23 protein-coding genes, 1 tRNA gene and 1 riboswitch are annotated in these 26,284 nt (G+C 48.3%); of the genes, 7 read left to right on the forward strand and 17 right to left on the reverse strand.

The annotated features are described in order from the left end of the window. Positions 1-230: 230 nt before the first annotated feature. From O3661_RS05110 to metK, 7 genes are all read right to left on the reverse strand, one after another. A complete protein-coding gene (locus O3661_RS05110) occupies positions 231-1,055 on the reverse strand; it encodes an undecaprenyl-diphosphate phosphatase (RefSeq protein WP_371492532.1) in 825 nt (274 codons plus the stop codon). A 44-nt stretch (positions 1,056-1,099) separates the two neighbouring features. Then, complete coding sequence (locus O3661_RS05115) at positions 1,100-1,741, reverse strand: thiol:disulfide interchange protein DsbA/DsbL (protein ID WP_371492533.1); 642 nt, start codon at positions 1,739-1,741, stop codon at positions 1,100-1,102. A gap of 11 nt (positions 1,742-1,752) precedes the next feature. Beyond that, complete coding sequence (locus O3661_RS05120) at positions 1,753-2,853, reverse strand: SPOR domain-containing protein (protein WP_371492535.1); 1,101 nt, start codon at positions 2,851-2,853, stop codon at positions 1,753-1,755. A gap of 154 nt (positions 2,854-3,007) precedes the next feature. Then, positions 3,008-4,504: a YifB family Mg chelatase-like AAA ATPase gene (locus O3661_RS05125; RefSeq protein WP_371492536.1), complete on the reverse strand. Its 1,497-nt coding sequence runs from the start codon at positions 4,502-4,504 to the stop codon at positions 3,008-3,010. 13 nt (positions 4,505-4,517) lie between these two features. Further along, complete coding sequence (locus O3661_RS05130; protein WP_371492537.1) at positions 4,518-4,838, reverse strand: accessory factor UbiK family protein; 321 nt, start codon at positions 4,836-4,838, stop codon at positions 4,518-4,520. A gap of 124 nt (positions 4,839-4,962) precedes the next feature. Then, positions 4,963-6,027, reverse strand: a complete 1,065-nt coding sequence (locus O3661_RS05135; protein WP_371492538.1) for a DUF1176 domain-containing protein — start codon at positions 6,025-6,027, stop codon at positions 4,963-4,965. 170 nt (positions 6,028-6,197) lie between these two features. Further along, positions 6,198-7,367, reverse strand: a complete 1,170-nt coding sequence (metK, locus tag O3661_RS05140; RefSeq protein ID WP_371492539.1) for a methionine adenosyltransferase — start codon at positions 7,365-7,367, stop codon at positions 6,198-6,200. 173 nt (positions 7,368-7,540) lie between these two features. Further along, positions 7,541-7,651, reverse strand: a riboswitch (SAM-I-IV-variant riboswitch). A gap of 108 nt (positions 7,652-7,759) precedes the next feature. On the opposite strand from metK, the gene O3661_RS05145 reads away from it, so the two are divergent. Next, positions 7,760-8,641, forward strand: coding sequence for a lysophospholipid acyltransferase family protein (locus O3661_RS05145; RefSeq protein ID WP_371492540.1), 882 nt, complete (start codon positions 7,760-7,762; stop codon positions 8,639-8,641). Positions 8,642-8,689: 48 nt separating this feature from the next. Here O3661_RS05145 and O3661_RS05150 read toward each other — a convergent pair. Then, positions 8,690-8,766 (reverse strand) — tRNA-Pro (locus tag O3661_RS05150). A 199-nt stretch (positions 8,767-8,965) separates the two neighbouring features. On the opposite strand from O3661_RS05150, the gene recC reads away from it, so the two are divergent. Together recC and O3661_RS05160 are read left to right on the forward strand one after the other, a co-directional pair. Further along, positions 8,966-12,265 carry an exodeoxyribonuclease V subunit gamma gene (recC, locus tag O3661_RS05155; protein WP_371492541.1) on the forward strand — a complete coding sequence of 1,100 codons (3,300 nt, stop codon included), beginning with the start codon at positions 8,966-8,968 and terminating at the stop codon, positions 12,263-12,265. A 3-nt stretch (positions 12,266-12,268) separates the two neighbouring features. Then, positions 12,269-12,775, forward strand: a complete 507-nt coding sequence (locus tag O3661_RS05160; RefSeq protein ID WP_371492542.1) for a thioredoxin family protein — start codon at positions 12,269-12,271, stop codon at positions 12,773-12,775. Positions 12,776-12,890: 115 nt separating this feature from the next. On the opposite strand, the gene lapB is transcribed toward O3661_RS05160, so the two are convergent. Continuing rightward, entirely contained in the window at positions 12,891-14,060 is a 1,170-nt protein-coding gene (lapB, locus tag O3661_RS05165; RefSeq protein ID WP_371492543.1) for a lipopolysaccharide assembly protein LapB, read from the reverse strand. 25 nt (positions 14,061-14,085) lie between these two features. Further along, positions 14,086-14,409 carry a lipopolysaccharide assembly LapA domain-containing protein gene (locus tag O3661_RS05170; RefSeq protein WP_049337081.1) on the reverse strand — a complete coding sequence of 108 codons (324 nt, stop codon included), beginning with the start codon at positions 14,407-14,409 and terminating at the stop codon, positions 14,086-14,088. 213 nt (positions 14,410-14,622) lie between these two features. Here O3661_RS05170 and ilvE point away from each other — a divergent pair, with 213 nt between their 5' ends. Together ilvE and O3661_RS05180 are read left to right on the forward strand one after the other, a co-directional pair. After that, complete coding sequence (ilvE, locus tag O3661_RS05175; RefSeq protein WP_371492544.1) at positions 14,623-15,621, forward strand: branched-chain-amino-acid transaminase; 999 nt, start codon at positions 14,623-14,625, stop codon at positions 15,619-15,621. Positions 15,622-16,453: 832 nt separating this feature from the next. Continuing rightward, positions 16,454-18,949, forward strand: a complete 2,496-nt coding sequence (locus O3661_RS05180; RefSeq protein ID WP_371492652.1) for a right-handed parallel beta-helix repeat-containing protein — start codon at positions 16,454-16,456, stop codon at positions 18,947-18,949. Between the two features lie 91 nt (positions 18,950-19,040). On the opposite strand, the gene metE is transcribed toward O3661_RS05180, so the two are convergent. The 3 genes from metE to iscX all read right to left on the reverse strand — a co-directional run bounded on the left by metE (position 19,041) and on the right by iscX (position 22,656). After that, entirely contained in the window at positions 19,041-21,317 is a 2,277-nt protein-coding gene (gene metE, locus O3661_RS05185) for a 5-methyltetrahydropteroyltriglutamate--homocysteine S-methyltransferase (RefSeq protein WP_371492545.1), read from the reverse strand. A gap of 89 nt (positions 21,318-21,406) precedes the next feature. After that, entirely contained in the window at positions 21,407-22,288 is an 882-nt protein-coding gene (gene metF, locus O3661_RS05190; protein ID WP_049323818.1) for a methylenetetrahydrofolate reductase, read from the reverse strand. A 170-nt stretch (positions 22,289-22,458) separates the two neighbouring features. Next, positions 22,459-22,656 carry a Fe-S cluster assembly protein IscX gene (iscX, locus tag O3661_RS05195; protein WP_003682097.1) on the reverse strand — a complete coding sequence of 66 codons (198 nt, stop codon included), beginning with the start codon at positions 22,654-22,656 and terminating at the stop codon, positions 22,459-22,461. 311 nt (positions 22,657-22,967) lie between these two features. On the opposite strand from iscX, the gene O3661_RS05200 reads away from it, so the two are divergent. Beyond that, the gene (locus O3661_RS05200) at positions 22,968-23,588 is read left to right on the forward strand and encodes a hypothetical protein (protein WP_371492546.1); all 621 of its coding nucleotides are present in this window, start codon (positions 22,968-22,970) and stop codon (positions 23,586-23,588) included. Positions 23,589-23,682: 94 nt separating this feature from the next. Further along, complete coding sequence (locus O3661_RS05205) at positions 23,683-24,042, forward strand: hypothetical protein (protein ID WP_371492547.1); 360 nt, start codon at positions 23,683-23,685, stop codon at positions 24,040-24,042. Positions 24,043-24,131: 89 nt separating this feature from the next. Here O3661_RS05205 and O3661_RS05210 read toward each other — a convergent pair whose 3' ends face one another. From O3661_RS05210 to O3661_RS05225, 4 genes are all read right to left on the reverse strand, one after another. After that, complete coding sequence (locus tag O3661_RS05210) at positions 24,132-24,755, reverse strand: hypothetical protein (RefSeq protein ID WP_371492548.1); 624 nt, start codon at positions 24,753-24,755, stop codon at positions 24,132-24,134. Positions 24,756-24,830: 75 nt separating this feature from the next. Next, positions 24,831-25,172, reverse strand: coding sequence for an ISC system 2Fe-2S type ferredoxin (gene fdx / locus O3661_RS05215; RefSeq protein WP_003686005.1), 342 nt, complete (start codon positions 25,170-25,172; stop codon positions 24,831-24,833). Positions 25,173-25,265: 93 nt separating this feature from the next. Next, a complete protein-coding gene (locus O3661_RS05220) occupies positions 25,266-25,628 on the reverse strand; it encodes a TIGR02328 family protein (protein WP_371492549.1) in 363 nt (120 codons plus the stop codon). A gap of 61 nt (positions 25,629-25,689) precedes the next feature. Then, positions 25,690-26,169: a hypothetical protein gene (locus O3661_RS05225; RefSeq protein ID WP_232444975.1), complete on the reverse strand. Its 480-nt coding sequence runs from the start codon at positions 26,167-26,169 to the stop codon at positions 25,690-25,692. Positions 26,170-26,284 lie beyond the last annotated feature (115 nt).

Here is a 26,284-nt window from a genome sequence, read left to right on the forward strand (position 1 = left end):
GCGGTGGCGCTGGACAGGGAGGTGGAACCCAGGGTATTACGTTTGAACGAGTCGTTGACGGCGGTGGTGTGCGCGAAGATGAAGGTGAAGGGCAGCTGTACGGATGGTGAGGAGATATTTAGGGGTAATGATGCGGAGTGTCGGCCTTTTATGGGGTGACAATAGAGTGGAAAGGAGATAAGAAAGTAAAAGGACGTGCACAGGCACGTCCTTTGGTGAATGAAGATGGATTACTCGCTCCAGCTAACCCAGCCCAGCATCCAAGTAAGGAGAATCAGACCGCCAAATACAATACGGTAGTAGGCAAAAGGCACATAGTTTTTACTGGAGACAAATTTCAGCAAAGCTTTTACTGCCAATAAACCGGCGATAAATGCCGCGATAAAGCCGATGGCAATTTGTCCGACATCTTGCAAGGTAAAGAGTTTGTAGTTTTTTAGGATGTCGTAACCTGTTGCCGCAATCATCATTGGTACAGCAAGGAAAAATGAAAATTCGGTAGCCGTTTTACGTTCCAGTCCCCACAACATACCGCCCATAATCGTACTGCCTGAACGTGATGTACCAGGGATAAGGGCGCAAATTTGGGCGCATCCTACAACAAATGCGTCAATTGGGCGCATATTATCGACATGGTTGACTTTAGGTTTGGCTGTTGTTTGGCGTTTTTCAACCCATAAAATGAAGAAGCCACCTAATACCAGCATGGTAGCAACGGTAATTGGATTGAAAAGATGTAATTTGATTTGTTTGCTGAACAAGAGGCCCACAACCGCAGCTGGTATGAAGGCAATAAATAAATTCAGTACAAAGCGATTGGCTGTTCGTTCTTTACCCAGTCCTTTTATGATATGGGTGAATCGTTGGCGGTATTCGAATACAACAGCTAATACTGCACCGAGTTGGATAGCAATTTCAAATACTTTTCCGTTGCTTTGAAAGTTCATTAAGTCACCGAATACAATCAAGTGACCAGTACTGGAGATAGGGAGAAACTCGGTTAAACCTTCGATAATACCGAGAATAAGTGCTTTAAATAAAATCAGAATGTCCATAAGTTTTCAGACGGCCTTGAGGCCGTCTTTCTTTTGTTGAATAGTTAAAGTGGTTTTGAGGATTGTTCGCGGCGGACTTTGACGATGAGCTCATCTATGGTTTTCATACCGACTTTCCAGTCGGTACCGTTGAAATTGACTTTGTATTTACCACCGACGATGACAGTTGGTGTGTTTTCAATTCGATAAGTTTCCGTCAATTGCTGCATTTTTGCAGCAGCCGATGCGGCAGCAGGATTGTTGTAGGCTTGAAGCAGTTTTTTACTGTCAAAACTTGTCTGTTTACCAACCCATGAGTGGAATACATTGGTATCGGCCAGGTTGATTTTTTGTTCGTAAACTGCTTTGAAGATGACTGGATTGGCCTGATATTTTAAACCTGAAAGATTGACGGCAGCGGCTACTTTGGCCAAGCCTAACATTTCAGGCATCCAAACGACGTGTTCTGTCCGTAAGGAAACATCTTTGGCAAAGGTTTTGCTGTGTTGCAACAAAACTGGATCGAGATGGTAACAATGGACGCAGAAGTAGCCGAAAAATTCTAGCACTTCAATTTTTCCGGCTTGTTGCTGCGGAATAGGGCGACTGAGGACAGTATAGTCCACGCCCTCGGTAGCAGCCTGCGCACTCAGACTGAGCAGGCTCAGGCTGAGTGCGGCAATGGTTTGTTTTATATGCTGCTTCATCAGTGATTCCATTATTTGCTAGAACGAATCAAGCTGTTGATATTATGGCCTTGCAGGTTTTTTTGCAGTTTTACAGCGGCTTCCTGCGGCATGGTATTACTTTGAACTCGGTAAATGGTTTTGTCGCCGTTTTGCGATTCAACCACTTTGGAAGAAACACCTAAAATAGCTAGTTTTGCACGTTGTGAGTCTGCGCTGGAGCGGTCTGCATATGAACCAAGTTGCAGGAAGGCTTTTTTACCGTTGTTCACAGCTGCTTCGGCTTTTTCTGCTGACTGTTTACTTGCAGCGTTGCTGCTTTCTTTTGTTGTAGAGGCATTTGCTGCTTTACGTGCTTTTTCGATGCTGCCGCTGTTGAGGATTTGCTCAGGTGTCGGCTTGTTTTGTTTTTTGGCTTCGGCTGCTTTTTTCTCAGCCAATTTGCGCTCGGCACGCTCTTTTTGTTTGTCGGTCAGTTGGTCGGCTGCTTTTTTATCTTTTGCAGTTTTATCAGTAGCTTCTTTTTCAGCTTTGGCTTTTTCTGCGCGTTTTTTCTCTAATTCGGCTTTTTTCTCGGCCAGTTTTTTCTTGGCGGCTTCTTTTTCTGCTTCCGTTTTTGCGGTTTTTTCTTTGGCTTCACGTTCGGCTTTATCGGCGGCAGTTTTGTCTGCTCTTTCTTTGGCTTCGCGTTCAGCTTTGTCGGCGGCGGCTTTTTCAGCTTTTTCTTTAGTTTCGCGTTCGGTTTTTTCTGCTTCAGCTTTATCCGCTTTTTCTTTGGCTTCACGTTCTGCTTGTTCAGCTTTTTCCTGAGCTTCTTTGGCAGCCTTTTCAGCCTCTTCTTTAGCTTTGGCTTCTTTCTCTGCTGCTTCTTTTTCAGCAGCTTCTTTTTCTGCTTTGGCTTTTTCTTCATCTGCTTGGGTAGATGAAGTGTCGGTAGCTGGGCGTTTCTCTGCTTTGTCCTGAGGTTTCAGGATTTCAGGTTCTTCGCTTTGTTTAGGCTGAGTCAGCTCTTTGAAAACGTTTTGGTTGCCTTGGTTCAAGAAGAACAAAATACCGGCAATAATACCTGTTGCCAGTATCAGGCCGAAAAAGAAACCGGCCAAGCCTTTGCCATATTGTGTAGATTTTTTCATGACTTACCTTGTAATAATGTGTTCAGACGGCCTGAGGGGAGACTGTCTGAGTTTAGATTCGATATTTTATCAATAACCGTTATGGACGGCAAAATCCTGATGCTTTGTTTACTCTAGTTTTACTTAAACATAAAGATTCAGGCCGTCTGACAAGTTAAAGGGCGCGACGGAAGCTGATGGCTTTCATCACATGGGTTTTGCTGACTTCTTCGTCGCCTGCCAAATCGGCCAGCGTACGGGCGACGCGCATGATACGGTGGAAACTTCGGGCGGAAAGGGACAGTTTTTCGAGCATGGTTCCCAAGGCTTCTTGCGCTTCTTTTTGGATGCGGGCTTTGCAATCGAGCTCGCTGACACTCAATTCGGCATTAACTTTGCCTTGTCGGCCGTATTGGATTTTGCGCGCGGCGGTAACGCGTTCCAATACTGTGGCACTGGATTCGCCTGCTTCTTGTTGCATCAATTCGGCAGCGGAAAGGCTGGGTACTTCGATGGTTAAATCAATACGGTCGAGCAATGGCCCTGAAATTTTGTTGCGGTAGCGGGCAACGCTTTCAGGCGTGCAGCGGCAAGGTTTGGACGGATGGCCAAGATAGCCGCAAGGGCAGGGGTTCATGGCGGCGACAAGTTGGAACTTGGCCGGATAAACAGCTTGGCGTGCGGCGCGGGAAATATGGATTTCGCCGTTTTCCAAAGGCTCGCGCAATACTTCTAATACTTTACGGTCAAACTCGGGTAATTCGTCTAAAAACAACACACCGTGGTGCGCCAATGAAATTTCGCCCGGACGTGGATCTGAACCGCCGCCTACCATGGCAACCGAGCTGGCGCTGTGATGAGGGCTGCGGAAAGGGCGGTTACTGTCGAGTTGCTGTTGATGGTTGGGCAGGAGCGAACGCAATGCCCATACTTCGACTAATTCGTCTTCGGTCAAAGGCGGAAGGATGCCGGGCAAACGTTGCAAAAGCATGGATTTGCCTGTACCCGGCGGCCCCATCATCAGCAGGCTGTGTCCGCCTGCAGCTGCGATTTCCAAAGCGAGGCGGGCGGTATGTTGGCCTTTGACATCGGCTAAATCAGGTATTTTACTTTGTTCAGACGGCCTTTGCGTCAGCTTGCATTCAGTTTGTGTCAGCGGTTCGATGCCGTTTAAATGTGCGGCCACTTCGCCTAAAGAACGTGCGCCATAAACCGCGATACCGCGCATGACGGCAGCCTGTTCGGCATTTTCTTGCGGCAAGACGAATGAACGGCCGGCCTGCATTCCCTGCCATGCCATGGCCAGCGCGCCACGTACGGGACGCAACAGGCCGGACAGTGCTAATTCGCCGGCAAACTCATATTGGGTGAGCTTTTCAGGATTGATTTGTCCCGATGCTGCAAGAATACCTAAGGCAATCGGCAAATCGAAACGGCCGGATTCTTTGGGGAGGTCGGCCGGTGCGAGGTTGACGGTAATTTTCTTGGCGGGAAAGTCGAAGCCGCTTTGGATGATGGCGGCACGCACACGGTCGCGACTTTCTTTGACTTCAGTATCGGGCAAACCGACGATATTGAAATGTGGCAAGCCGTTGGCAAGGTGGGCTTCCACTTCGACCAACGGCGCATTCATGCCGCTTAAGGCGCGGCTGTAAACCAAAGCAAGCGACATGTTTCAGACGGCCTTATTCGGCAGCTTCAGTTTGTTGTTTGATTTCGGCAACAGCTTCTTCTGCAGCAGCTTCGGCCGCTTTCAAAGCAGTTTCTTCAGGCTCTTGAGCGGCTTCGAGTTTGGCCAAACGGGCTTCCAATTCAGCCAGTTTGGTACGGGTTTTAATCAAAACCTGTTGTTGGATGTCGAATTCTTCGCGGGTCACCAAATCCATGCGGTTGAACGCGCTGCCGAGCATGGCTTTAACGTTTTTCTCCATGTCTTTGGCAGGGCTGTTGGCGATGGTTTCGCTGATTTTGGAGCTGACTTCTTCAAAAAGTTGTTTGCCGAACATAATCCGTATCCTTTATTCAGAATGTATATAGAAATTCAAGTGGCTATTGTATAAGGAAAAAGGCCGTCTGAAAACGGGAATTTTGAGACGGCCTTTGCTTTCTATCGTAAATATTCCGTGTATTTTAACGTTCAACACGGGCTTCAAAAATAGGCATCAGCCACGCGCCGCCTGTGAAGCCTTTGCATGAACCAGTGGTGTGTTCCTCACTGCGGACAAACGTTTTACCATCCCACACCGCTGCATTGCCAGACCAGCAATCGCCTATGCCGCGGCCTTTGAAGCTGCCGCTGAGTGTGGCTGTTTTTTCATCAAATCCGCCATGACCGCCGTATGTCATTGGCGGCAGCACTTGTTCGATCTTGGTCAGTTCTTTATCGGCAATGGCATAGTAGCCGCTGGTTTGATAAGCACCGCCGATACAGATGGCCGAAATCAAAACCTGACGATCGTTGAGCGGATGGACATACAGGCTGCGGTTCCAATCCATTTGCTCTTTATTGTGCAGGGCGTAACAGTAATTATCGTCGCCTTCGGAAACGCGGTTGCTGTCGCTCAAGAGCTTCATGACGGTGCTGTGGCGCGGTGTGCCTTGTTCCAGCATATCGCCCTCTTTTTTCGGCACGGCAACGGCGCGGATGACGGGTTTGGGCTGCGGGCTGAGGACTGCCTGACTGCTGCCGCCTTTGCGAATCAGCGCGGAAGGCGTATTCAGACGGCCTTGGAATTCGTCCGCTTTCAACATTGCCGCCGCTGCACCTTGGTCGGACAAGTGCCATTCATATTTTCCAGAGCGGATGCTGATTTTGCTCTCTTTTTTCAATGCTTCTAGTAAGGCGCTGGTTTGAGAGCTGCTCAATTTGCCTTGACCTTTTTTATTGAACGCCAATTTGCTCAGTGATTTACCGTTCAATACCAATTCGTTGCGGGTTGCAATGCTGGCGAGTTGTGTGTCGTCGTCATTAAATGGCAGCAGGGAAACTTCGCCAATTACGGCGGCATTCGCCCCTGCTTGTCGGGTAAACAGGATAGAAACCGGCGGCTCTGTTTCATCTGCCTGATATCCGGCAAGACGGCAGGTGCCGGTATTGTCGCAAGCAATGTCCCAGTCTTTGTAATTTTGATAAAAGCCTTGAGGCGGAGCAGCCAGTGCGGTGGCAGGCAAAACAGCCAGCAGCCATTTTTTCATGATGTATGCTTTCAATTTTATTTGGTAGCTTCACAAAAACATTACGGCAATCCAAAATTTCATTGCACTGTTTTTGTGAAAATACGATGTGTCGTTCGTAAAAAGGTTTTGAATATTTAGATGTAAAAAGGCCGTCTGAAACTCCCGTTCAGACGACCTTTATTATTTTTTTACACGCCTGCGGCTGCTTTCAATGCGGCTGCTTTGTCGGTGCGCTCCCAAGTAAATTCAGGCTCCTCGCGGCCGAAATGACCGTAGGCGGCGGATTTGCTGTAGATCGGGCGCAGAAGGTCGAGCATTTGGACGATGCCTTTAGGGCGCAGGTCGAAATGTTCGCGAACCAGGGCAATCAGTTTTTCTTCGCTGATTTTGCCGGTGCCGAAAGTATCGATGGAAATCGAAGTCGGTTCGGCAACACCGATGGCGTAGGAAACTTGGATTTGGCATTGGGTTGCCAAACCGGCGGCGACGATGTTTTTCGCAACGTAGCGGCAGGCGTAAGCGGCGGAACGGTCCACTTTGGACGGGTCTTTGCCGGAGAATGCGCCGCCGCCATGCGGAGCTGCGCCGCCGTAGGTATCGACGATGATTTTGCGGCCGGTCAGACCACAGTCGCCTTGCGGGCCGCCGATAACGAAGCGGCCGGTCGGGTTGATCAGGTATTTGGTTTCGTCGGTCAGCATTTCAGACGGCAGAACGGGCTTGATAATCTGCTCGATAACGGCTTTGCTCAGTTCTTCATGGCTGATGGCAGGGTCGTGCTGTGTGGACAGGACGACGGTGTCGATGCGTTTTACTTTGCCGGTTTCGCTGTCGTAAACCACGGTCAGTTGGGCTTTGGCATCAGGGCGCAGCCAAGGCAGGCGGCCGTCTTTGCGCAATTCGCTTTGGCGTTGCATCAGGCGGTGGCTGTAATAGATGGCAAACGGCATCAGGGTAGGGGTTTCGTCGCAGGCATAGCCGAACATCAAACCTTGGTCACCCGCGCCTTGGTTCAAGTCGATGCCTTCGCCTTCGTTTACGCCTTGGGCGATGTCCGGAGATTGTTGGTCGTAGTACACGCCGACTGCGCAGCCGTTGGCATCAAAGCCCAGCTCGGAGGAGTTGTAGCCGATGCGTTTGATGGTTTCGCGTGCGACTTTGATGTAGTCCACTTGGGCGGTGGTGGTGATTTCGCCTGCCAATACGCACAAGCCTGTATTGACCAAGGTTTCTGCGGCGACACGCGCTTTGGGGTCTTGTGCCAAGATGGCATCCAAAATCGCATCGGATACTTGGTCGGCAACTTTATCCGGATGGCCTTCGGATACCGATTCGGAAGTAAACAGATATTCGCTCATTGCTATTCTTTCATTAAAAACAGGCTGCTGTGTTTTCAGACGGCCTTTTATTTCGGACAGCGGAAATCATAACAAAAACTCCGCTTTTTCTCTATACAAGTGAGAAACATTCGCACTTGCCTGCTGTTTCGGAATCCTGTTGCGCGTTTCTTACAGGCAAAAAAATTCCCGCATTAAGCGGGTTTGGATTGCTCTGGCGAGCCACATCGGTTTTTCAACCGTCCACCTTACCTTTCCGTTTGAAAAGCAGGTTGGCATGGAATTCCCAACTCTTAATGCAGCGCGGATAGTAGCAGAAAAGCAGGTGTGCCGCAATATATTTGCCCGAAGTCTGTTTTGTTCAGACGGCCTGTTTCGTTTACAATCTGTCCACTTCATTTTGGTAAAACCTTATGCAAACGCTTGTTACCTTTGTTTTTAAATTTTTGGCCGCGCTGCCTTTGGCTTGGTTGCACAAATTAGGCAACCTGCTCGGTAGTTTGGGTTTCCGCGTGCTGTCGAAAGATCGCCGAAGGGTATTTGAAAACATGACACTTGCCGGATTGAACCCGACGGACGAGGCGGTGAAAAAAGTTTTCCGTGAAACGGCAAAAGGTGGCTTGGAATTGCCGGTGGCGTTTTTCAGACGGCCTGAAGAAATTGAAAACCTGTTTGTCAGCGTCAACGGTTGGGAACATGTTCAGACGGCCTTGAGTGCGGGCGAGGGTTTGCTGTTTATCACGCCGCACATCGGCAGCTATGATTTGGCGGGCCGCTACATCAGCCAGCAACTGCCGTTTCCGCTGACGGCGATGTACAAGCCGCCGAAAATCAAGGCTTTTGATGCGGTGATGCAGGCGGGGCGCGTGCGCGGTAAAGGCAAGACTGCGCCGACCAGTATTCAGGGCGTCAAACAAATCATCAAAGCGCTGCGCGGCGGCGAAGCGACCATTGTGTTGCCGGACCATGTACCGTCTCCGGAAGAAGGGGGTGACGGCGTGTGGGTGGACTTTTTCGGCAAACCTGCCTACACCATGACGTTGGCAGGCAAGCTGGCGCAAGTCAAAGGTGTGAAGGCTTTGTTTTTCTGCGGCGAGCGTATGCCCGACGGTAAAGGCTTTGTCTTGCACATCGAGCCTTTGCGCGGCGAATTGAACGGCGATAAGGAGAACGACGCGCGCGTGATCAATGAAAATACCGAATATTGGATACGCCGTTTTCCGGAACAATATTTGTTTATGTACAACCGCTACAAACATCCCGAAGGTGCACCTTTCCCGCCGCCGGAAGTATAGGCTTGCCGAATGTAAAAAACCTGCTTGAACTCAAGCAGGTTTTGTATTTGGTCGGAATGAGAGGATTCGAACCTCCGACCCCTTCGTCCCGAACGAAGTGCGCTACCGGGCTGCGCTACATTCCGAATGTGGGAAATTATAGGATAGGAGAAGCCGGTTTGTACAGGGGTCGATAAATAATTAATAATTGGCTGCCGATGGGTTTGTTTTAGGCCGTCTGAAGCGATGTGTTTCAGACGGTCTGTGTTTTTGTTTGCCGCTTCTGCTGAAGCATTTGTCCTAATGGCATTATAATGTGGGCAATTGTTTTTTAGATTGTCTGCTATGTTTTATCTTTATCAGTCTGACCGTTTGGAAGCGCTTGCCGAAATGTGCGCGCATATTCATCAGACCTTGCCCTTGGATTCTGTATTGGCGCAGGAAGAAGTGGTGGTGCAGAGCCAGGGGATGCGGCGGTATCTGAATGTGTTTTTTGCGCGCAAACTCGGCGTGGCGGCGAATTTGAAGTTCAGCCTACCGGCCGGTTTGGCGTGGCAGCTGATGCGTAAATTGGTTCCCGATGTGCCGCCGCTCAGTCCGTTTTCGCCTGAAGTCATGCGTTGGCGTTTGCTGGATTTGTTCCGCAGCGAAGCGTTTCAGACGGCCCCGGAATACGAAAACGTGCGCCTGAAGCTGGAAAGTTATTTGCACAGTTCGGCCTCGGCGGATTATCAGCTTGCCGGACAGATGGCGGATATTTTCGACCAATATTTGGTGTACCGTCCGGATTGGATTGATGCGTGGCAGGCTGGGAAACTGCTGGGTTTGGGCGATGATGAGGATTGGCAGGCGCGGCTGTGGCGCTATTTGGACGATGGCAGCCAATCTGCGCCGCACCGCGTGGCCTTGTGGGAAAAGCTGTTGGCGCAGTTGGATAAATCGGTCTTGCCACAAAGGTTGTTTGTATTCGGTATTTCGACAATGGCGCCGATGTATCTGCAACTGCTGCACCAAATTTCCAAACATTGCGATGTGTTTGTGTTTGCGCTCAACCCGAGCAGCCAATATTGGGGCGAGGTCATCGACGAGGCACAGATTTTGAAAAGGGGCGACGAGGTGGATTTGTCGCAGGCAGGGCATCCGCTGTTGGCTTCTTTGGGTAAGCAGGGGCGCGATTTCTTTGATTTTCTGTCGGAAGTGGAAACCGAGCAGGATATTCAGGTTTATGAAGAGGGAAAAGACGATACCTTGTTGCATTGCCTGCAAAACGATATCCAAAACTTAATCATGCCGTCTGAACGCTTATATCAACAGGAAGAAGGCGAAGCAGGCGCGCAGTCGGTTTTGGTTCAAGTCCACGATGCGGACGGCAATCCAGTGTGTGTCGAGCCGGACAAGCTGCTGAATGACGGCTCCGTTAAAATCGTCGCGGCGCACAGCCCTTTGCGCGAATTGCAGATTTTGAAAGAAGAGTTGTCGCTGGTGTTGCAAAACAATCCCGACTGGCAACCGCACGATATTGCCGTTTTGACGCCAAACATCGAGCCGTACAGCCCGTTTATCGAAGCCGTTTTTGGGCAGGAGCATGCAGGTAGCCAGGCTTTGCCGTATTCGATTTCGGATGTGAAACTCAGCCGCCGTCAGCCGTTGCTGTATGCTTTGGCGCAAACTTTGGACTTACTGGAGAGCCGGTTTGAAGTGGACAAGGTTTTGCCTTTGCTGGAAAGCCGGTTGGTGTTGCAACGCTTCGGTTTGAGCGAGGAAGATGTGCCGCTGCTGCATGAGACTGTTGCCGGATTGAATGTGCATTGGGGTTTGGACCAAACCATGCGCGAGGGCAAAGACAACCTCTTTACTTGGCAGCAGGCGGTAGAGCGTTTGGCCTTGGGCTGGATGCTGCCTGAAGGCGGCAACGGTATGTGGCAGGGTGTGAGCGCGTGGCATAGTAATGTCAACCAGTTGGACGTGTTCAGCGGTTTTGCCGAATTTATCCGTACTTTGGCTGATATGGCGGCGCAATGGCAAGAGCCTGCCAATGTGGAAAGCTGGGTGCAGCGTTGCCGCGATTTGCTGGAGAAACTGTTTGCTCCGGATACGGACGACCAATACGCCAAGCAGCAGTTTGAGCAGTCTTTGGCGAAATGGCAGGAAGAGGCGCAGTTGGCCGAATTTGACGGATTGTTGCCGTGTAAAACCGTTATCCGCCATATCCGCCGCTTTTTGGACAGCGAAAGCCAAGCCGGATTTTTAAGCGGCGGCATCACTTTTTGCAGTATGGTGCCGATGCGCAGCCTGCCGTTTAAAATGGTTTGCCTACTGGGTTTGAATGACGGCGATTTTCCGCGCAATACCAAAGCAGCGGTGTTTGACCTGATTGCCAAACATCCGAAAAAAGGCGACCGCGCCCGCCGCGATGACGACCGTTACCTCTTCCTCGAAGCTTTAATCAGCGCACGTGAAATGCTGTATTTGTCTTATATCGGCCGCGATATACGCAATGATGCCGAGTTTGCGCCGTCTTCGTTAATCAGCGAGCTGCTGGATACCATTGCCGCCATGACAGGGAAAAGCGGGCGCGAGTTATCGGAGAAATGGGTGAAACATCATCCTTTGCAGGCTTTTTCACGCCGTTATTTCCAAAAGGACGCGCTTTCAGACGGCCTCTTCAGTACACGCCAAGATTACGCCGATGCGTTGAACCAGCCGCAAGCGGAAGCGCAGCCGTTTTTCCTTGAGGCTTTAAGTCAGGAAGAGCCGGGCAAAACCATTCATCAGGGCGAGCTCGTCAGTTTTTGGCGCAATCCTGTCAAAGTTTGGCTGAAGAAAAATTTAAGCTGGGATCAGCCGTATCTGGACGGTGCATGGGAGTCTGCCGAACCGTTTGAGCCGCAACATGAGGGTCGGATTGCCGATGCCTATTTGGATGCGCGGCGCAAAGGGGAAGATTTTGAAGATACGGCCATTCGGCTGAATGCCGAAAGCCTGATGCCGGTAGGCGAATTGGGTGGTTTATGGCAGAAGCAGTATCAAATATCTGCGAAAAACGTGGATGCCGAGCTGATACGCAGTGACAAAAGGCCGTCTGAACCTTATGAAGAATCCTTTGACGACTTGGTTTTACAAGGCACCATCGGCAATCTTTACGAATGCGGCCGTATTGTGTTCCTAAATCAAAAAGACAATGCGCCCAACCGCATTGCCCGTTTGTTGGAGCATTTGATTTTTTGCGCTATCGCCCCTAAATCCGTTGAAAGCCGACAAACCTATATTGTCAGCCTGGGAAAGACCGAAACCTATGCCGCCATCGGGCAAGAGGTCGCGAGGGCACTTTTGAAAGAATGGTTGGTACATTTCCGAATCGGACAAAATACCCCCTTGCCGTTTTTTGCCAAAACCAGCCTTGCCGCTGCGGAGGAGTACAGCAAGAAAGAGGATTGGGATGCTGCCTTGAGAGAAGCCTATAAGGGTTTTAACAGCAATAAAATGAGCAAAGGGCAGAAAGAATATACCGAAGTGAAGCTGGTGTTTGGCCATTCGGACGAGTCGCCTCTTGATGAGCCGTTATTTGAAAACCTCGTCGTCAATCTGCTTGTTCCGCTTTTGACCGGCGTGGCAGGGAAAACCGATACAACAGAACAGGAGTAAAGCATGGCTACTTATGCAGAATATTTGGATTTTGATACCGAAGAAGACAAATTGAAACAGCAGCAACTCTATCAGGCGACCGAGTTGTCGGCGCAAACGGTAGCGGCGGTCAAAAAGATCAGCCGTCTGCAAAACTGGCTGCTTGCCGCTGCGCCATATTGCCCTGATTGCCGCGTGTTTGTGCCGTTTATTCAAAAAATGGCGGAGTTGAATCCCAATATCCGCGTCAACTATATTGCCCGAAACGATTTTGGCGACAGCAGCCGTTTTGAGAATCCGCGCCAACAGGAAATCGTCCGCGCCAATCAAAAAATTCCTGCGCTGTTTTTGATGGGTCATGAAGAGGAAGGGCCTGTGTTTAACGAGTTTCCGCAAGTGGTGTTAAACCAAATTGCGGCAGATGAAACCCGTCGTACAGAATTGCGCGATGCGTGCCGAGCAGGCGAATTTAATGCCGATATTGAGGCGCAGATTGTAGCGGCGTTGGCATGGGCAGAGCAGTGGTGTTGAGCAGATATTGCTGGTGTGTACAGCCATGTTTTGAACCGTTTTGATATTTTGTTTCGTAATAAAAAGGCCGTCTGAAAAGATTTCAGACGGCCTTTTTTTAATGCTTAACGCTTTATCAAATCTCGATTTTATTCGGCGTAAAGGTTTGCCATTTGTTGCAGGCTGGGCAGTGCCAGAAGAAGACTTGGGATTTGAAGTGGCAGTTGCGGCAGCGGTACATGACGCTTTTTTGCAGCTGGCGGCCGATAATGGAACGAATCATATCGGTATCGGCTTTCCACTCCGGATTCATACTGCTGAGTTTCAAGCCAAGCAGGCGGTACACGCCGTTGAGGTCGGGTTTTTGACGGACGAGTTCGACAGCGATTTGCGCCGCTTCGGTTTCGCCTTTGAGCAGCAGAGCCTTTTCGTAGATGACGTTGATCAGGTCAAGATCGGGGAAGGTTTGCATATAGCCGATGAGGCGGTTGAGACCTTCCTCCTGCTTGCCTTGCGCGGCATAGGCTTCATAGAGTTTCTCGCCGACCATGCTCAAATAGGCGTGGTTTTGCTGCTCGATGGCGGAATACGCTTCTACTGCGGCAGGGAAGTTGCCCTGACGGTATTCGATGTCGCCGAGGATGATGTTGGCGCGCGTACATTTTTTGTTGGCTTCGAGTGCTTTGCTGATGTTGTAGCGGGCGGCGTCGAAGTTGGATTTGAACAGCGCGGCTTGGGCGATTTCGCAATAGAACTGGGCGATTTCAAACTGGTAGGTCTGTTCGTCATGGCTCAAGAGCTGCGCCATTTCGATGGCTTTTTCCCAATCGCGGTCCTGTTGGTAGATGCTCAAAAGGTGTTGGCGGGCTTCGCGTGCCATATCGCCTTCCTGCAGACCGAGGAAGATTTGTTCGGCACGGTCCACCAAGCCTGCGCTTTGGTAGTTTTGCGCTAATTCAAAAAGCACGCGCGCTCGTTTTTCGTTGACTGTGTCGGGCGAATCGAGCAGGGCGCGGTGCATATTGATGGCTTTGTCGTTTTCGCCGCGTTGGCGGTAGAGCTTGCCCAAAGTCAGGTTTAAGTCGTATGACTGCGGCTGCTGGTCAATTACTTCCGCCAATTCGCGCGCGGCGCGGCCGCTGTTGCGGTCAACGAGGGCGTCAAGGCTTTTGTAAAACCCTGCCGGTATGCTTTTGGCCTGTTTCAGGACGGTCTTCATATCGACGCGCGCGGCAAACCAGCCCATAGCGAAGAAAACGGGGAGGAGGACGATGGGCAGTAAGATGACCCACAATTCGTTGTCCATGGTATTCCTTTATTGATTGGTGGCGTTACGCTTTGGGAGCGGTTTCGGAAGCCGTTGCTGGTGTTTCGGTTTTGACCGGGGTCAGGTCTTTTTCGGAAAGGTGGGCGTATTTTTTCACTTCGGCACGCAGACGGTTGTTTTCGCTGCGCAGGGTCAGCAGACGGCCGAAGAGGGCAAACATACCGAACACGATGCCGATAATAAAGGCACCGAAAAGCACGACAATCAGCGGCAGATTGATGTTTTGGCCGGGCAGGTAGAAGAAGGATACGGTGTGGGTATTGGTGATGGCTAGCAGGAGGAAAACAAGAAGAATCAGGATTTTGATGATGGTATAGATGAGTTTCATGGGTTACTCCGGATTGGCTGCGGTTGTGGCAGGCCGTCTGAAAAATGGTATCAGTTTAAACGATTTGCCGGATTTCGGATAGGATGGCATGTTTCAGACGGCATGGGAAGGGTATCTTTAATGCTGACGGGTACTTGTCAAACCCATATTGAAAGGCGTATTGTTCAGTCTTTAGTTATTATCTTACAAATCAGAATAAGAAAGGCAATCATCATGAGCAGACCAGTCCCAGCCGTATTCGGCAGCGTTTTTCACGCTGAAATGCCCGTTATCGCTTATCGTGAAGGTAAATGGCAACCGGTAGAATGGCAATCTTCCAAAGACCTGACACTCGCCCCCGGCGCACACGCCCTGCATTACGGCAGCGAATGTTTTGAAGGTTTGAAGGCATTCCGTCAGACAAACGGCAAAATCGTGATGTTCCGCCCGACCGCTAACATCGCGCGCATGCAGCAAAGTGCAGATATTCTTCACCTGCCGCGTCCTGAAACGGAAGCTTATTTGAATGCTTTGATCGAATTGGTCAAACGCTCCGCCGAGGAAATCCCTGATGCGCCAGCCGCTTTGTACCTGCGTCCGACTTTGATCGGTACTGACCCTGTGATCGGTAAGGCCGGTTCTCCTTCTGAAACTGCTTTGCTGTACATTCTGGCTTCTCCTGTCGGCGACTATTTCAAAGCCGGTTCGCCCGTTAAAATCTTGGTAGAAACCGAACACATCCGTTGCGCCCCGCACATGGGCCGTGTGAAATGCGGTGGCAACTACGCTTCCGCCATGCCTTGGGTATTGAAAGCCAAAGCAGAGCACGGTGCAAACCAAGTATTGTTCTGCCCGAATGGCGACGTTCAGGAAACCGGCGCGTCCAACTTTATCCTGATTAACGGCGATGAAATCATTACCAAACCGTTGACCGACGAATTCTTGCACGGCGTTACCCGCGATTCCGTACTGACTGTTGCCAAAGATTTGGGCTACACCGTTACCGAACGCAACTTTACCGTTGATGAGCTGAAAGCAGCTGTGGAAAATGGCGCAGAGGCGATTCTGACCGGTACGGCTGCGGTCATTTCTCCGGTAACTTCTTTCGTGATTGATGGCAAAGAAATCGAAGTGAAGAGCCAAGAGCGCGGTTACGCAATCCGTAAGGCGATTACCGACATTCAATACGGTTTGACAGAAGACAAACACGGCTGGTTGGTCGAAGTTTGTTGAATAGAACGCATTTAATAAAAAAAGGCCGTCTGAAATATTTTTTCAGACGGCTTTTTTTTATTGGTTTTTAGATGGTGAAAGCAATAATAAAATACTAAATTTTGCAAATAAACGGTAGTATTTTAAGATAATCGGTATATAATGCACAGTAATGTTGTAAAAATACATATTGGAAATATCAAATTTTATTGATTTTTAGAAGAAGTTAAAAACAGTTATAGATATTTATTCTATATATTTTGTAAATTTAGTTAAATAGGGAATGCTAAAAACATATCGTGTTAGAATTTCCCTCTTTTTTGGCTTCGCGGGATTCACTCTGTCAAGTCAAAAAGGAAACCAGTGCAAGATAAAACCATTTTTATTTTGCTATAAAAATCAAAAATAACTTAACTTTGGATGAACTAATCAATTAAAAAGGGACTCTGATACATTTCCGTCAAAAATAACCGGATACATGGTACGCGGACAGATCGCCTATATAAAGTCATCCAATGGTTCTGTCTGACACCATGACCGTATCCAATCAGAAAACCGGCAGAAGGGGAAACGCTGCCGAGTTTCTCAAAGCGGCCAACTTCAGTTTGGCCTTTATACAGGCAATTGTTGTTACGACAGAATCCGTCTTACCTCTTTAATCAATCGGCTTTTTTGTTGCATGCTTGTGCGGTGGGAAAGGCGATATTCGATACAAGGAAATACGCTGATTATGTCACATAAACTTGCTCCTCTTGGCAGCACCCACATTCGTCACGGCTCATCCACACCTGAAGCAAATTCCAAATCATCTTCTCCTCTAAAAGAATGGATGCATACCCACAATTGGGGGGATATGCCGTCGATTTCTCCTGAGCTTAAGCAATTAAGTGGTAAAAATACGGTAACGAGAGAAGTAGTGCATGTGGCGGAGGTAGCAAGATTTGACAGCACTTCATCATCTTCAGACGGCCTTGTGACAAAAATGCATGTTGCACGGGCCAGCGTTGCTTCTGTAAGCAGCGTTTCCAGTAAACATATCATTGAGCCTAAAGTGGCGAGCAAACACGTTGTTTCAAAAGAACCGGCAAACAAGTCGGTTAATCAATCGATGGAAAAAGTCCTGGCTGAAAGGCAAAAAGTTTACGAAGAAGCCAAAGCAAAAAAAATAGCGGAGGCTGCCGCAGCCAAAGCAAAGGCTGTCGAGCGCGCAAAAGAAGCGCATAAAGCGGCAGTCGAAAAAGCAATTGCAGAGCGTAAAGTCAAACAAGAAGCCGCCCGCAAAGAGAAAGAGGTTGAAGACAGAATTGCCGAAGGAAAAGAAACAGTTGAAATTGCGCATAAAAAGAATCTGAAGGATTCAGACAGCCATGACAAAATAGCGGGCGTTTCTTCCGGCAAAAAAGCAATCAATAGTCACGATGGACACATCAGCTCAGGCAAAGAAAACAAAATTGACGATCATGCCGAAAGCAGGGCCGGTGTATCTGGAAAATACCGCGTGTATCAATCTAAAGAGTATGGCAATTACGTTCGTGTGAATGATTTTGGTGCCGATGCGCAGGGTAAAAAAGACAGCCTTCAGGCATTTAAAGCAGCTTTAGAAGCGGCTCATAAAGAAAAGGCCATGGTTTTCTTGGATGGTACTTACTATATTTCCAACCAGATTGTGATGGATAAAACCGTTTCTGGCGCGCGTGGTTTGTTTGGTTCGGGTATGGACAAAACCAAAGTAACGTTTGATAAAGCGCAAACAGGCGAATTCAATCCGGACACCAACCATGACGATATCCGCCAATTTGCCGGTATTTTAGTCGATGGACAAAACAATAAAACCATTGCCGACTTGTCGGTTCAATATACCAATCCTGATTTTTACCGCAAAGGCTTAAGCTATTTTGGCAAGGTAAATGGCATTTTGGTGAACGATGCGGACAATACTTTAATCAGCAAAGTAGAGGTTTCCGGTGCCAATCGTGCTGGTGTGATGTTTACGTCGACCGCTTCTTTGGAGACGGAAAAAGGGCATAAGCTGACCTTTAAAGCACGCGTACAAAGCGGCGAAATTGATGAAAACTATGAAGCGCTGCCTTTGGGTGAAAACAACCGTGTTGTCGATTCGTATCTGCACCACAACCGCGTTGCCGGTGCGCTGATCGGTTTCCAACAAAACTTTATCGGCGAGGGCAACCGTTTGGATTGGAACGGCCACGAAGCTGACGGCGGTACTGGCTACGGTATGGCTGTGGCTGCGGGCAGCTACAATTACGGCATCACATACCGTAAAAACACGACTGACCATAACTACCGCAAAGGCTTGGATGTGCATGATGGTACAGGCATTGTCATTGAAGACAATGTGTTAACGGGTGACCGACTGTATGGCATTGTTGCCTACAACCGCCAGTTTTCTATGGATAAAGTCAAAATTATCGGCAATACCATTATCCAAGACCCGAGCTTCCGTTTGAATGTTGATGATGACTTGGGTAAGTACTACCACATGTATTCAGGGATTCAGGTGCAAACCAATACCCAGTACAAAGATTTGCACTCGGCTGATAAAGGTTATTTCGATATTAGCGATAATGTCATTAAAAATCTGACGGTTTATCAAAACAGTATTCAGACCTACGCGATTGAGTTCCGTAACCATGAAAGCAAAATGGATTACACACTCAATATGGCAAACAACAAGATCAGCGGCGAATCTACCAAATATCTAATTGCCGTCATCAACGATACCTACGACCGCGTTTTATCTAAAAACGGCATTGGCAGCGGTACCATTACCATCAGCGGCAATGATGCCGATATCGGCAAGATTATGAAAGGCGCAGTACCGGTTTATGTGGAAGAACACCATGGCAATGTCGCTATGCATGGGGCGGTAACGATTCACAACAACAAAATTTCCGTGCGCGAAGAATCTGAAGGCTATGTCGAATTTGCTTATTTGAAAAGCAATGCCAAAGAGTACAACATCACCAATAACACATTGAAACTTGGTGGTGCCCTGAATGATGCTTTGGTAGACGTGCACAGTACCAACCCTAAAGGCAAAGCATCTTTAAATGTGGCCAACAATAAAATCATGACGGACATTAAAGGTGAACTGTATGATTCATGGCTGCGCTTTGAAAATGACATCCAAACGTATTCTGAAGGCAATAGCCATAACGGCGAAGCACTGAAAAAGGTGAATACGACCGGCAGTAAAGTTGCATTGAGCGATATCTTGTCAGAAGCCAACCATATTGTCGAAACGACTAAAGAGACTGTGTATCATCATACTAAGAACGTGTATACATCAGGAGTGGAAGAACATCATACAACGACAGGGATTTTGTAAGTTGTTGAATCCATGATATTCATGTTTTAAATGTTGATAAATAAAAAAGGCCGTCTGAAAATTTTCAGACGGCCTTTTCATCTAACTCACATTATTTAGCCAGTTCGGCACGCAGTTTGTGGGTTACGTTCATCATCACTTCGAGTTGTTCCAGAGTTTCTTTCCAGCCACGTGTTTTCAGGCCGCAGTCTGGGTTAACCCACAGACGTTCAACCGGTACAACCTCGATGGCTTTGCGCAACAGGTGCTCAACTTCAGCTTCAGTCGGTACGCGTGGGCTGTGGATGTCGTAAACACCTGGGCCGATGTCGTTCGGGTATTTGAATTCGCCGAACGCGGTCAAGAGCTCCATATCGGAACGTGAAGTTTCGATGGTGATGACGTCAGCATCCATAGCGGCGATGGCCGGCAGGATGTCGTTGAATTCAGAGTAGCACATATGAGTGTGGATTTGAGTGCTGTCTTCGCAACCGGTAGAGGACAGGCGGAAAGATTCGCCGGCCCAGTTCAGGTAAGCATCCCAATCGGCACGTTTCAAAGGCAGACCTTCGCGGATAGCAGGTTCGTCAATTTGGATGACTTTGATGCCGGCTTTTTCCAGATCCAATACTTCGTCGTTCAGAGCCAGTGCAATTTGTTTGCACACGGTAGAGCGAGGAATATCGTTGCGGACGAAAGACCATTGCAGGATGGTAACAGGGCCGGTCAGCATACCTTTCATCGGACGTTTGGTCAGGCTTTGAGCATAAGTAGACCAAGCCACGGTCATGGCTTCAGGACGGCTTACGTCACCAAAGATGATAGGTGGTTTAACGCAGCGTGAGCCGTAGCTTTGTACCCAGCCGTATTGGGTGAATGCAAAACCGCTCAACAGTTCGCCGAAGTATTCAACCATGTCGTTACGCTCGGCTTCGCCGTGTACCAGTACGTCCAAGTCCAGTTTTTCTTGCTCTTCAACCACCAAGGCGATTTCTTTTTTCATCGCAGCTTCGTAATCGGCGGCAGACAGTTCGCCTTTTTTGAAGGCTGCGCGTGCTTGGCGGATTTCGGTAGTTTGCGGGAAAGAACCGATGTTGGTAGTCGGCAGCAGAGGCAGGTTCAACCATGCTTGTTGCGCTTTGATACGGTCGGCAAATGGAGATTTGCGTTGGTCTGCGTTGGCAGGCAAATCGGCCAGGCGTTTGGCAACGTCTGCACGGTGGATTTCGCTGCTGTTGGCACGGGAGTCTGCGGCAGCTTGGCTGGCGGCCAGTTCTTCGGCAACGGAATCACGACCTTCGTTCAATGCGGCTTTCAGAATGCGCAATTCTTGGGTTTTTTGCAGGGTGAATGCCAACCAAGAGTACAGGTCAGGTTTGTTGGCTTTCAGTTTTTCTTCAACTGACAAGTCAAATGGAGTGTGCAGCAGAGAGCAAGAGCTGGAAATCCACAAACGGTCGCCCAGTTTGGCTTGCAGAGGCTCGACAGTTTCCAAAACTTTGTTCAGGTTGGCACGCCAAATATTGCGGCCGTCGATAACGCCGGCAGACAGAACTTTGTCGTAGTCGGCAAATGCGTCCAGTTGTTCAGGAGCGCGTACCAAGTCGATGTGCAGGCCGTCAACAGGCAGGGATTTCAGCAAAGCAGCGTGTTCGGCAACAGAACCGAAGTAAGTGCTCAACAGGATTTTGGCGTTTACTTTGCTCAAAGTGGCGTAAACGTCTTTGTAGGCTTCTACCCATTCTTTAGGCAGGTCAACAACCAAAGCTGGCTCGTCGATTTGAATCCATTCGGCACCGGCTTCAACCAAAGCGTTCAGGATTTCAACGTAAACAGGCAACAGTTTAGGCAACAGGCTCAGACGGTCGAATTCGACAGCGCCTTTTTCTTTACCTACCCACAGGAAAGTCAATGGGCCGACGATGGTCGGTTTGGCTTTCAGGCCCAAAGCTTGGGCTTCTTGCAGTTGTTGAACGTAGTGTTTGGCGTTGGCTTTGAATTCGGTATCGGCGTGGAATTCAGGCACCAAGTAGTGGTAGTTGGTGTCGAACCATTTGGTCATTTCGATAGCGAATTGGTCTTTGTTACCACGCGCCAGTTGGAAGAATTGTTCCAAAGACAGGTTTTGGCTGTCGAAGCCGAAACGGGCAGGGATGGCACCGGTGGCAACTTGCAGGTCGAGGATGTGGTCGTAGAAAGTGAAATCGCCTACGGCAACGTAATCGGCGTTGGCAGCAGCTTGGTGTTTCCAGTTTTTCTCGCGCAAGTCTTTAGCAACAGCCAGCAATTCTTGCTCGCTGATTTCTTTGCGCCAGTATTTTTCTTGTGCGAATTTCAATTCGCGGAAGGCGCCGACGCGCGGGAAGCCTGAAAAATGCAATGTTGTCATGTTAACTCTCCTAGTTGGAATTTTTAATCAGGCCGGTATGGCCTGAATGTTCGATATTGTAAATCAGAATGGGGAGGCCGTCTGTTTTATTAACGGGGGCGCACACCCAAAATATGGCAGATGGCGTAAGTCAGTTCGCTGCGGTTGAGGGTGTAGAAGTGGAAGTCTTTGACACCTTCGCGCGAGAGGACTTTGACCATGTCGATGGCGATGCTGGCGGCAACAAGGTTGCGCGTGCCTTGGTCGTCATCCAAACCTTCGTACATTTTAGACAGCCAGCTTGGGATTTTGACGTTGGTCACTTGCGCCATTTTGGTCAATTGTTTGAAATTGGTTACGGGCAGAATGCCGGGAACAATTTCAACGTCAATGCCCATCATCACGCAACGGTCGCGAAAGCGCAGATAGCTTTCCACGTCGAAGAAGAATTGGGTAATAACGTGGTTTGCACCCGCATCGATTTTGCGTTTCAGATTAATCAAGTCGGCTTGTGCGGATTTGGCTTCTGGGTGCACCTCTGGATAGGCCGCTACGGAAATGTCAAAGTCGGCAACGGAGCGCAACAGTTTGACCAAATCTTCGGCATAGAAAGGTTTTTTCTCGTAGCCGGGCGGCTCGTCGCCGCGCAGGGCGACAATGCGGCGGATACCGCTGTCCCAATAATCTTTGGCGATTTGGCGCAACTCGTCAGGGCTGGCGTCGATACCGGTCAGGTGGGGGGCTGCGTCAAGGCCGGTTTCTTGTTTGATGCGTTTTACGATACTGTGTGTGCGGTCGCGTTCGCCGGAGTTTGCACCGTAGGTTACGGAAACGAATTTCGGATGCAAAGTTTGCAGGCGATGGATGGAATCCCATAGCATGGTTTCCATTTGTTCGTTTTTCGGTGGGAAAAATTCGAACGAAACATTGATGTCGCCTTTCAAATCAGAAAGGCTGTTGTTTAAAGCGGCGATTTCTCGAGCGTGATTCATGGTTATGCACCTTCTGCATATCTTTTATTTGTTGTCAGGTTGCATAATAAATTTGAGGTTGGTATGAGTCAATTTCGAAATTTTCCGAAATTGTATGAATAGATTTAATAAAGATCTCAGGCCGTCTGAAAAACTGCCTGAGGTCTTGTTTGATAGGGAAGGGGGGAAGATTATTCTGCTTCATCTATCCACGCTTGTTGCACGGCTTCGAGAATACGTTCGCCGCAACGCGCCGGATCATCGTCAAATTCAGGCAAAGCCATAATTAAATCACGCAGTTGGGTAAAGCGTACGGTTTTCGGATCGATGCTGTCGCCGTGTAAGTCGTAGAGTTCTTCGGCGATGCGTTGGGTATCTGTCCATTTCATGATGTGTTCCTTTATTGGGTTTGGGCTATTAGTAATTATTTTAATCAAGAAGAAGTCGGACTGCCAGATTGTTTTACGGAAGATTGGCAGATAAATGATGGCGCTATTTTTTAACAAAATAGCATAGTTGCGTTAAAATACGGCAAGACACTTAAAATTCACGGCATATTCTCTTTGAATCTGCCGTTTTATACTTTCTATTCCGTTTTGAATGATTTGGTTTTCATGCAAAATTTACACTTTGTTATGCAACCAAATTTTTTGGAATGGCTCTTAAGACAATCCATCACTTAAAAATAAAAGGAAAAAAGATGAATAACGCACTCAACGCCAAGCTGTCCAAACTGATTTACGCGCTTGCTTCCGATGATCCGGAGTATCTGTCTAAAGCAGGCGCATTTGACCGTTTGCTGTTGTTGGTTCGCGAACTTTATCGGATGTTGGACGAAACAGAAGGTTTGAAGCAGCTGGTGTTCCGTCTGTATTACGGTAAGCACTATGGCTTAATTAAACTGGATGCCGCTTCGCCCAATGACGATGCAGGCGCATTGAGGTTGAAACGTTGGATGGTTTATTCGCGTATCGCAGAGCGTATCGAAAATTGCGGCAAGCATTTGTCGGTCGTGCTTGAAGATGTGGTGTTGGAAAATGGCGCGGACAAATCGCGTTATATAGATGAAGCCAATGCCATTATCGAGCGTTTCGGTTTGGTAAGAGATGAGGCTGCACTTTCGGCCATTGAGGCGGAGGAAGCGTTGAAGGCAGAGGCTGAGCTGCCGATCGTAAACAAATCTCAGAACGCGGCTCCCCGTTATAACGGCAATCTGCATCAAATCAGAATGCAAGAAAAAATTGAAAATTACTCCGCTACGCAGAAAGTGGCTTCCATGCAAATTTCGCGTATGCGTTTTATTTTTCCTCATATCAAATAGTTTGCCGCATAAGCAACAGGCCGTCTGAAAACCATAAATTTGTGGTTTCAGACGGCCTTTTTCATTAAACCTTGTTTTAATGGTCTTCACGTGCATGGTTGATCGTATATTTAGGAATTTCTATGACCAAATCTTCATCGGCAACGACTTGTCTGTGGCACTCGACGATATAGTGGTGGAACACGAAGAAGCGAAACAGCGTTATACAGATGCCGCAAACGAAAGCATCAAACGCTTCGGCTTGGCGGGCTATGTACCTGAACCGCTGAAATCCATGGCAACAGTGCAAAACGAGCCTGCACCAAAACCCGAGCCTAAGAGCATTATTACCCGCCGCGGCAGCAGCCTCAGTATGTTGAACACCAAGGGCAGAGTGGAAAGCTATCCTGTCGCACAAACCACTGCTTCGATGAAAGTTTCCCGCTTAAGGTTTATCGTTCCCCGTTCCAAATAATGATTTGATGGCGATTTGACAAAAGGTCGTCTGAAAACAGTCGGTAAGGCAGTTTTCAGACGACCTTTTGTTTGCTTTTAAAGACGGTGTTATTGACGATCCAAGGGAATGGCATGGTTAGATAACTTTGTACCCTTAAGTCCAAACTTTTTCAGAATAAAGGAAGATGGGTATTGATATGTGGTTATGTCTTCAAAGGTGGCGGGGTACTTATACACGATAATTTTCTTTTCACAGGATTTTGTAATACAAGCTTCCTCTGAATTATTGATATCTCCCGAGCGTTCAAAAATGTTTTCAGATTCCGAATAGGCATAAAGATTATTGCTTACAAAGACTTCTTTACCATTTTGAATCTTGGTTTCGGTAATGCCCAAGGTTTTCAAATTGCTACCCTGATAGTATAAAAACAAACTCAAATGACTCTTGCCTTGGATCGATTTACAAGAGGTGGAGTAATCTCCATTTTCAACTATAAGCACAAAACGTTTTATTGGAGTTGTCCTAATACGGTAGCGGACAGGGCGCTTGATTTTATCAATCATGGCATTCAGTTGCTTATTGCGGTATTTGATGTCGCCAACAATGTTTTCCATTGCCTTATCTACTTCTGCTTGGTTGTATTGATAGCAAGTCATCTCCTGCCATTCAGCATGATCAGCATAGGCTGTGTGTAGGAAGAATAGGAGTGAAAGCAAGGTTAAACGTTTCAACAATGAATTCCAAACTATTTGCTTTTGAAAGGTCGTCTGAAAATTGCTTTATCCGTTTCAGACGACCTTTTTGTATCAATGATCTTCGCGCGCGTGGTTGATGGTGTATTTGGGGATTTCCACCACCAAATCTTCGTCGGCAACCACTGCCTGACAGCTCAAACGTGAATCGGCTTCCAAACCCCATGCTTGGTCGAGCAGGTCTTCTTCTAATTCGGTTGGTTCTTCCAAGCTGTCAAAACCTTTGCGGATAATCACGTGGCAGGTGGTGCAGGCGCAGGATTTTTCGCAGGCATGATCGACTTCGATGTCGTGGTCGAGCAGTACGTCAAGGACGGTTTGGCCTTCCGGTGCATCTTCGATAACCGCGCCTTCGGGGCATAATGTCGCGTGTGGGAGTACGGTAATTTTTGGCATTTTTATTGTCTCGGTTGTTTATAGAGTGGTTGTGGTTAAAGTGGTTTCAGACGGCCTTGAGTATTCAATATTCAGGCCGTCTGAAAAATGGGTTTATAACATGATGCCTTTGCTTCTTAAATTTTCCAGACATTCGTCTAAGTAGGCATCATCATGTTCGGCATAAATCGGCAAAGTAGCTGTTTCAGCCGCGTGTGCGTGGTATGGCGTAACGGCTTTGCCGCGATACAACGGGTCTTTCCATAAAACGTCAGGCTTGTAGCCGCGCCTTTCCATTTCTTCCATAATCAACGCGTGATACAGATAGAGTTTGTGGGGCGAATGGGTAAAAACGTAATTAACCGTCGCATGCGGCCTGCCCCAGCCCGCTCCGCGTAAAGCGGCGCATTCGCGGTGTTGCCCCAAAAGCTGGGCGCGGGGGAGTAGCGGGATGAGGGTTTGGTGCCAGAGTCTCATGTTTCGTGGAGTGGTTCAAGTGTCTCAATGGTCAACGGAAGTAGAACAAAGTCTAGGACGATCAGTTTTTACGTTGTTTAGTTATTCTCGCTTGCTTGGCTGCTGCCTGAATTTCTTTGTCGCGTCGCCACAGGCGGTAAAAAGGAGGCGCCAAGGTCAGAAGCAGGGTAATTAAGGCTGCTTTTAGTCCTGCTGATAATCGTCGGATAAGTGAATTTGAGGTAAAAGACAAAGGTTCTACACGACCTTCCGTTAAACGATAATGACTGGTTCTCGTTTCTGCGATGATGGGGTCAATATAGATGAGTTCGTATTCTTCAGTACGTATGCGTTTTAAACTGCAAGTGGTTTTCAAAGGTGCGATGCAATTATCGTTATTAGAGATTGATGTACATACTTTGTCCTTCTTAGCATCGAACTGATTCCATAGTTTCATGGTACAACTACTATTGTCGGTTGTGAGAATGGCGATTTGAAACGAGGCATTTACTTTATTACCTTGGGTGTAAGTTTCGTGTTCAGGTGGTAAAAAATGAGACACGGCGTCTCCAATTAGAATGGATACGGTCAGTCGCCAAACGAGAAACCAAACGACACTCAGTATTCTCAGTATTATTAGTCGAAATCGATTGGACATTTTTTACTATTCTTTCTTT

The sequence above is a fragment of the Neisseria sp. 20925_1_37 genome (genome assembly GCF_041433255.1).
Classification (GTDB): domain Bacteria; phylum Pseudomonadota; class Gammaproteobacteria; order Burkholderiales; family Neisseriaceae; genus Neisseria; species Neisseria flavescens_D.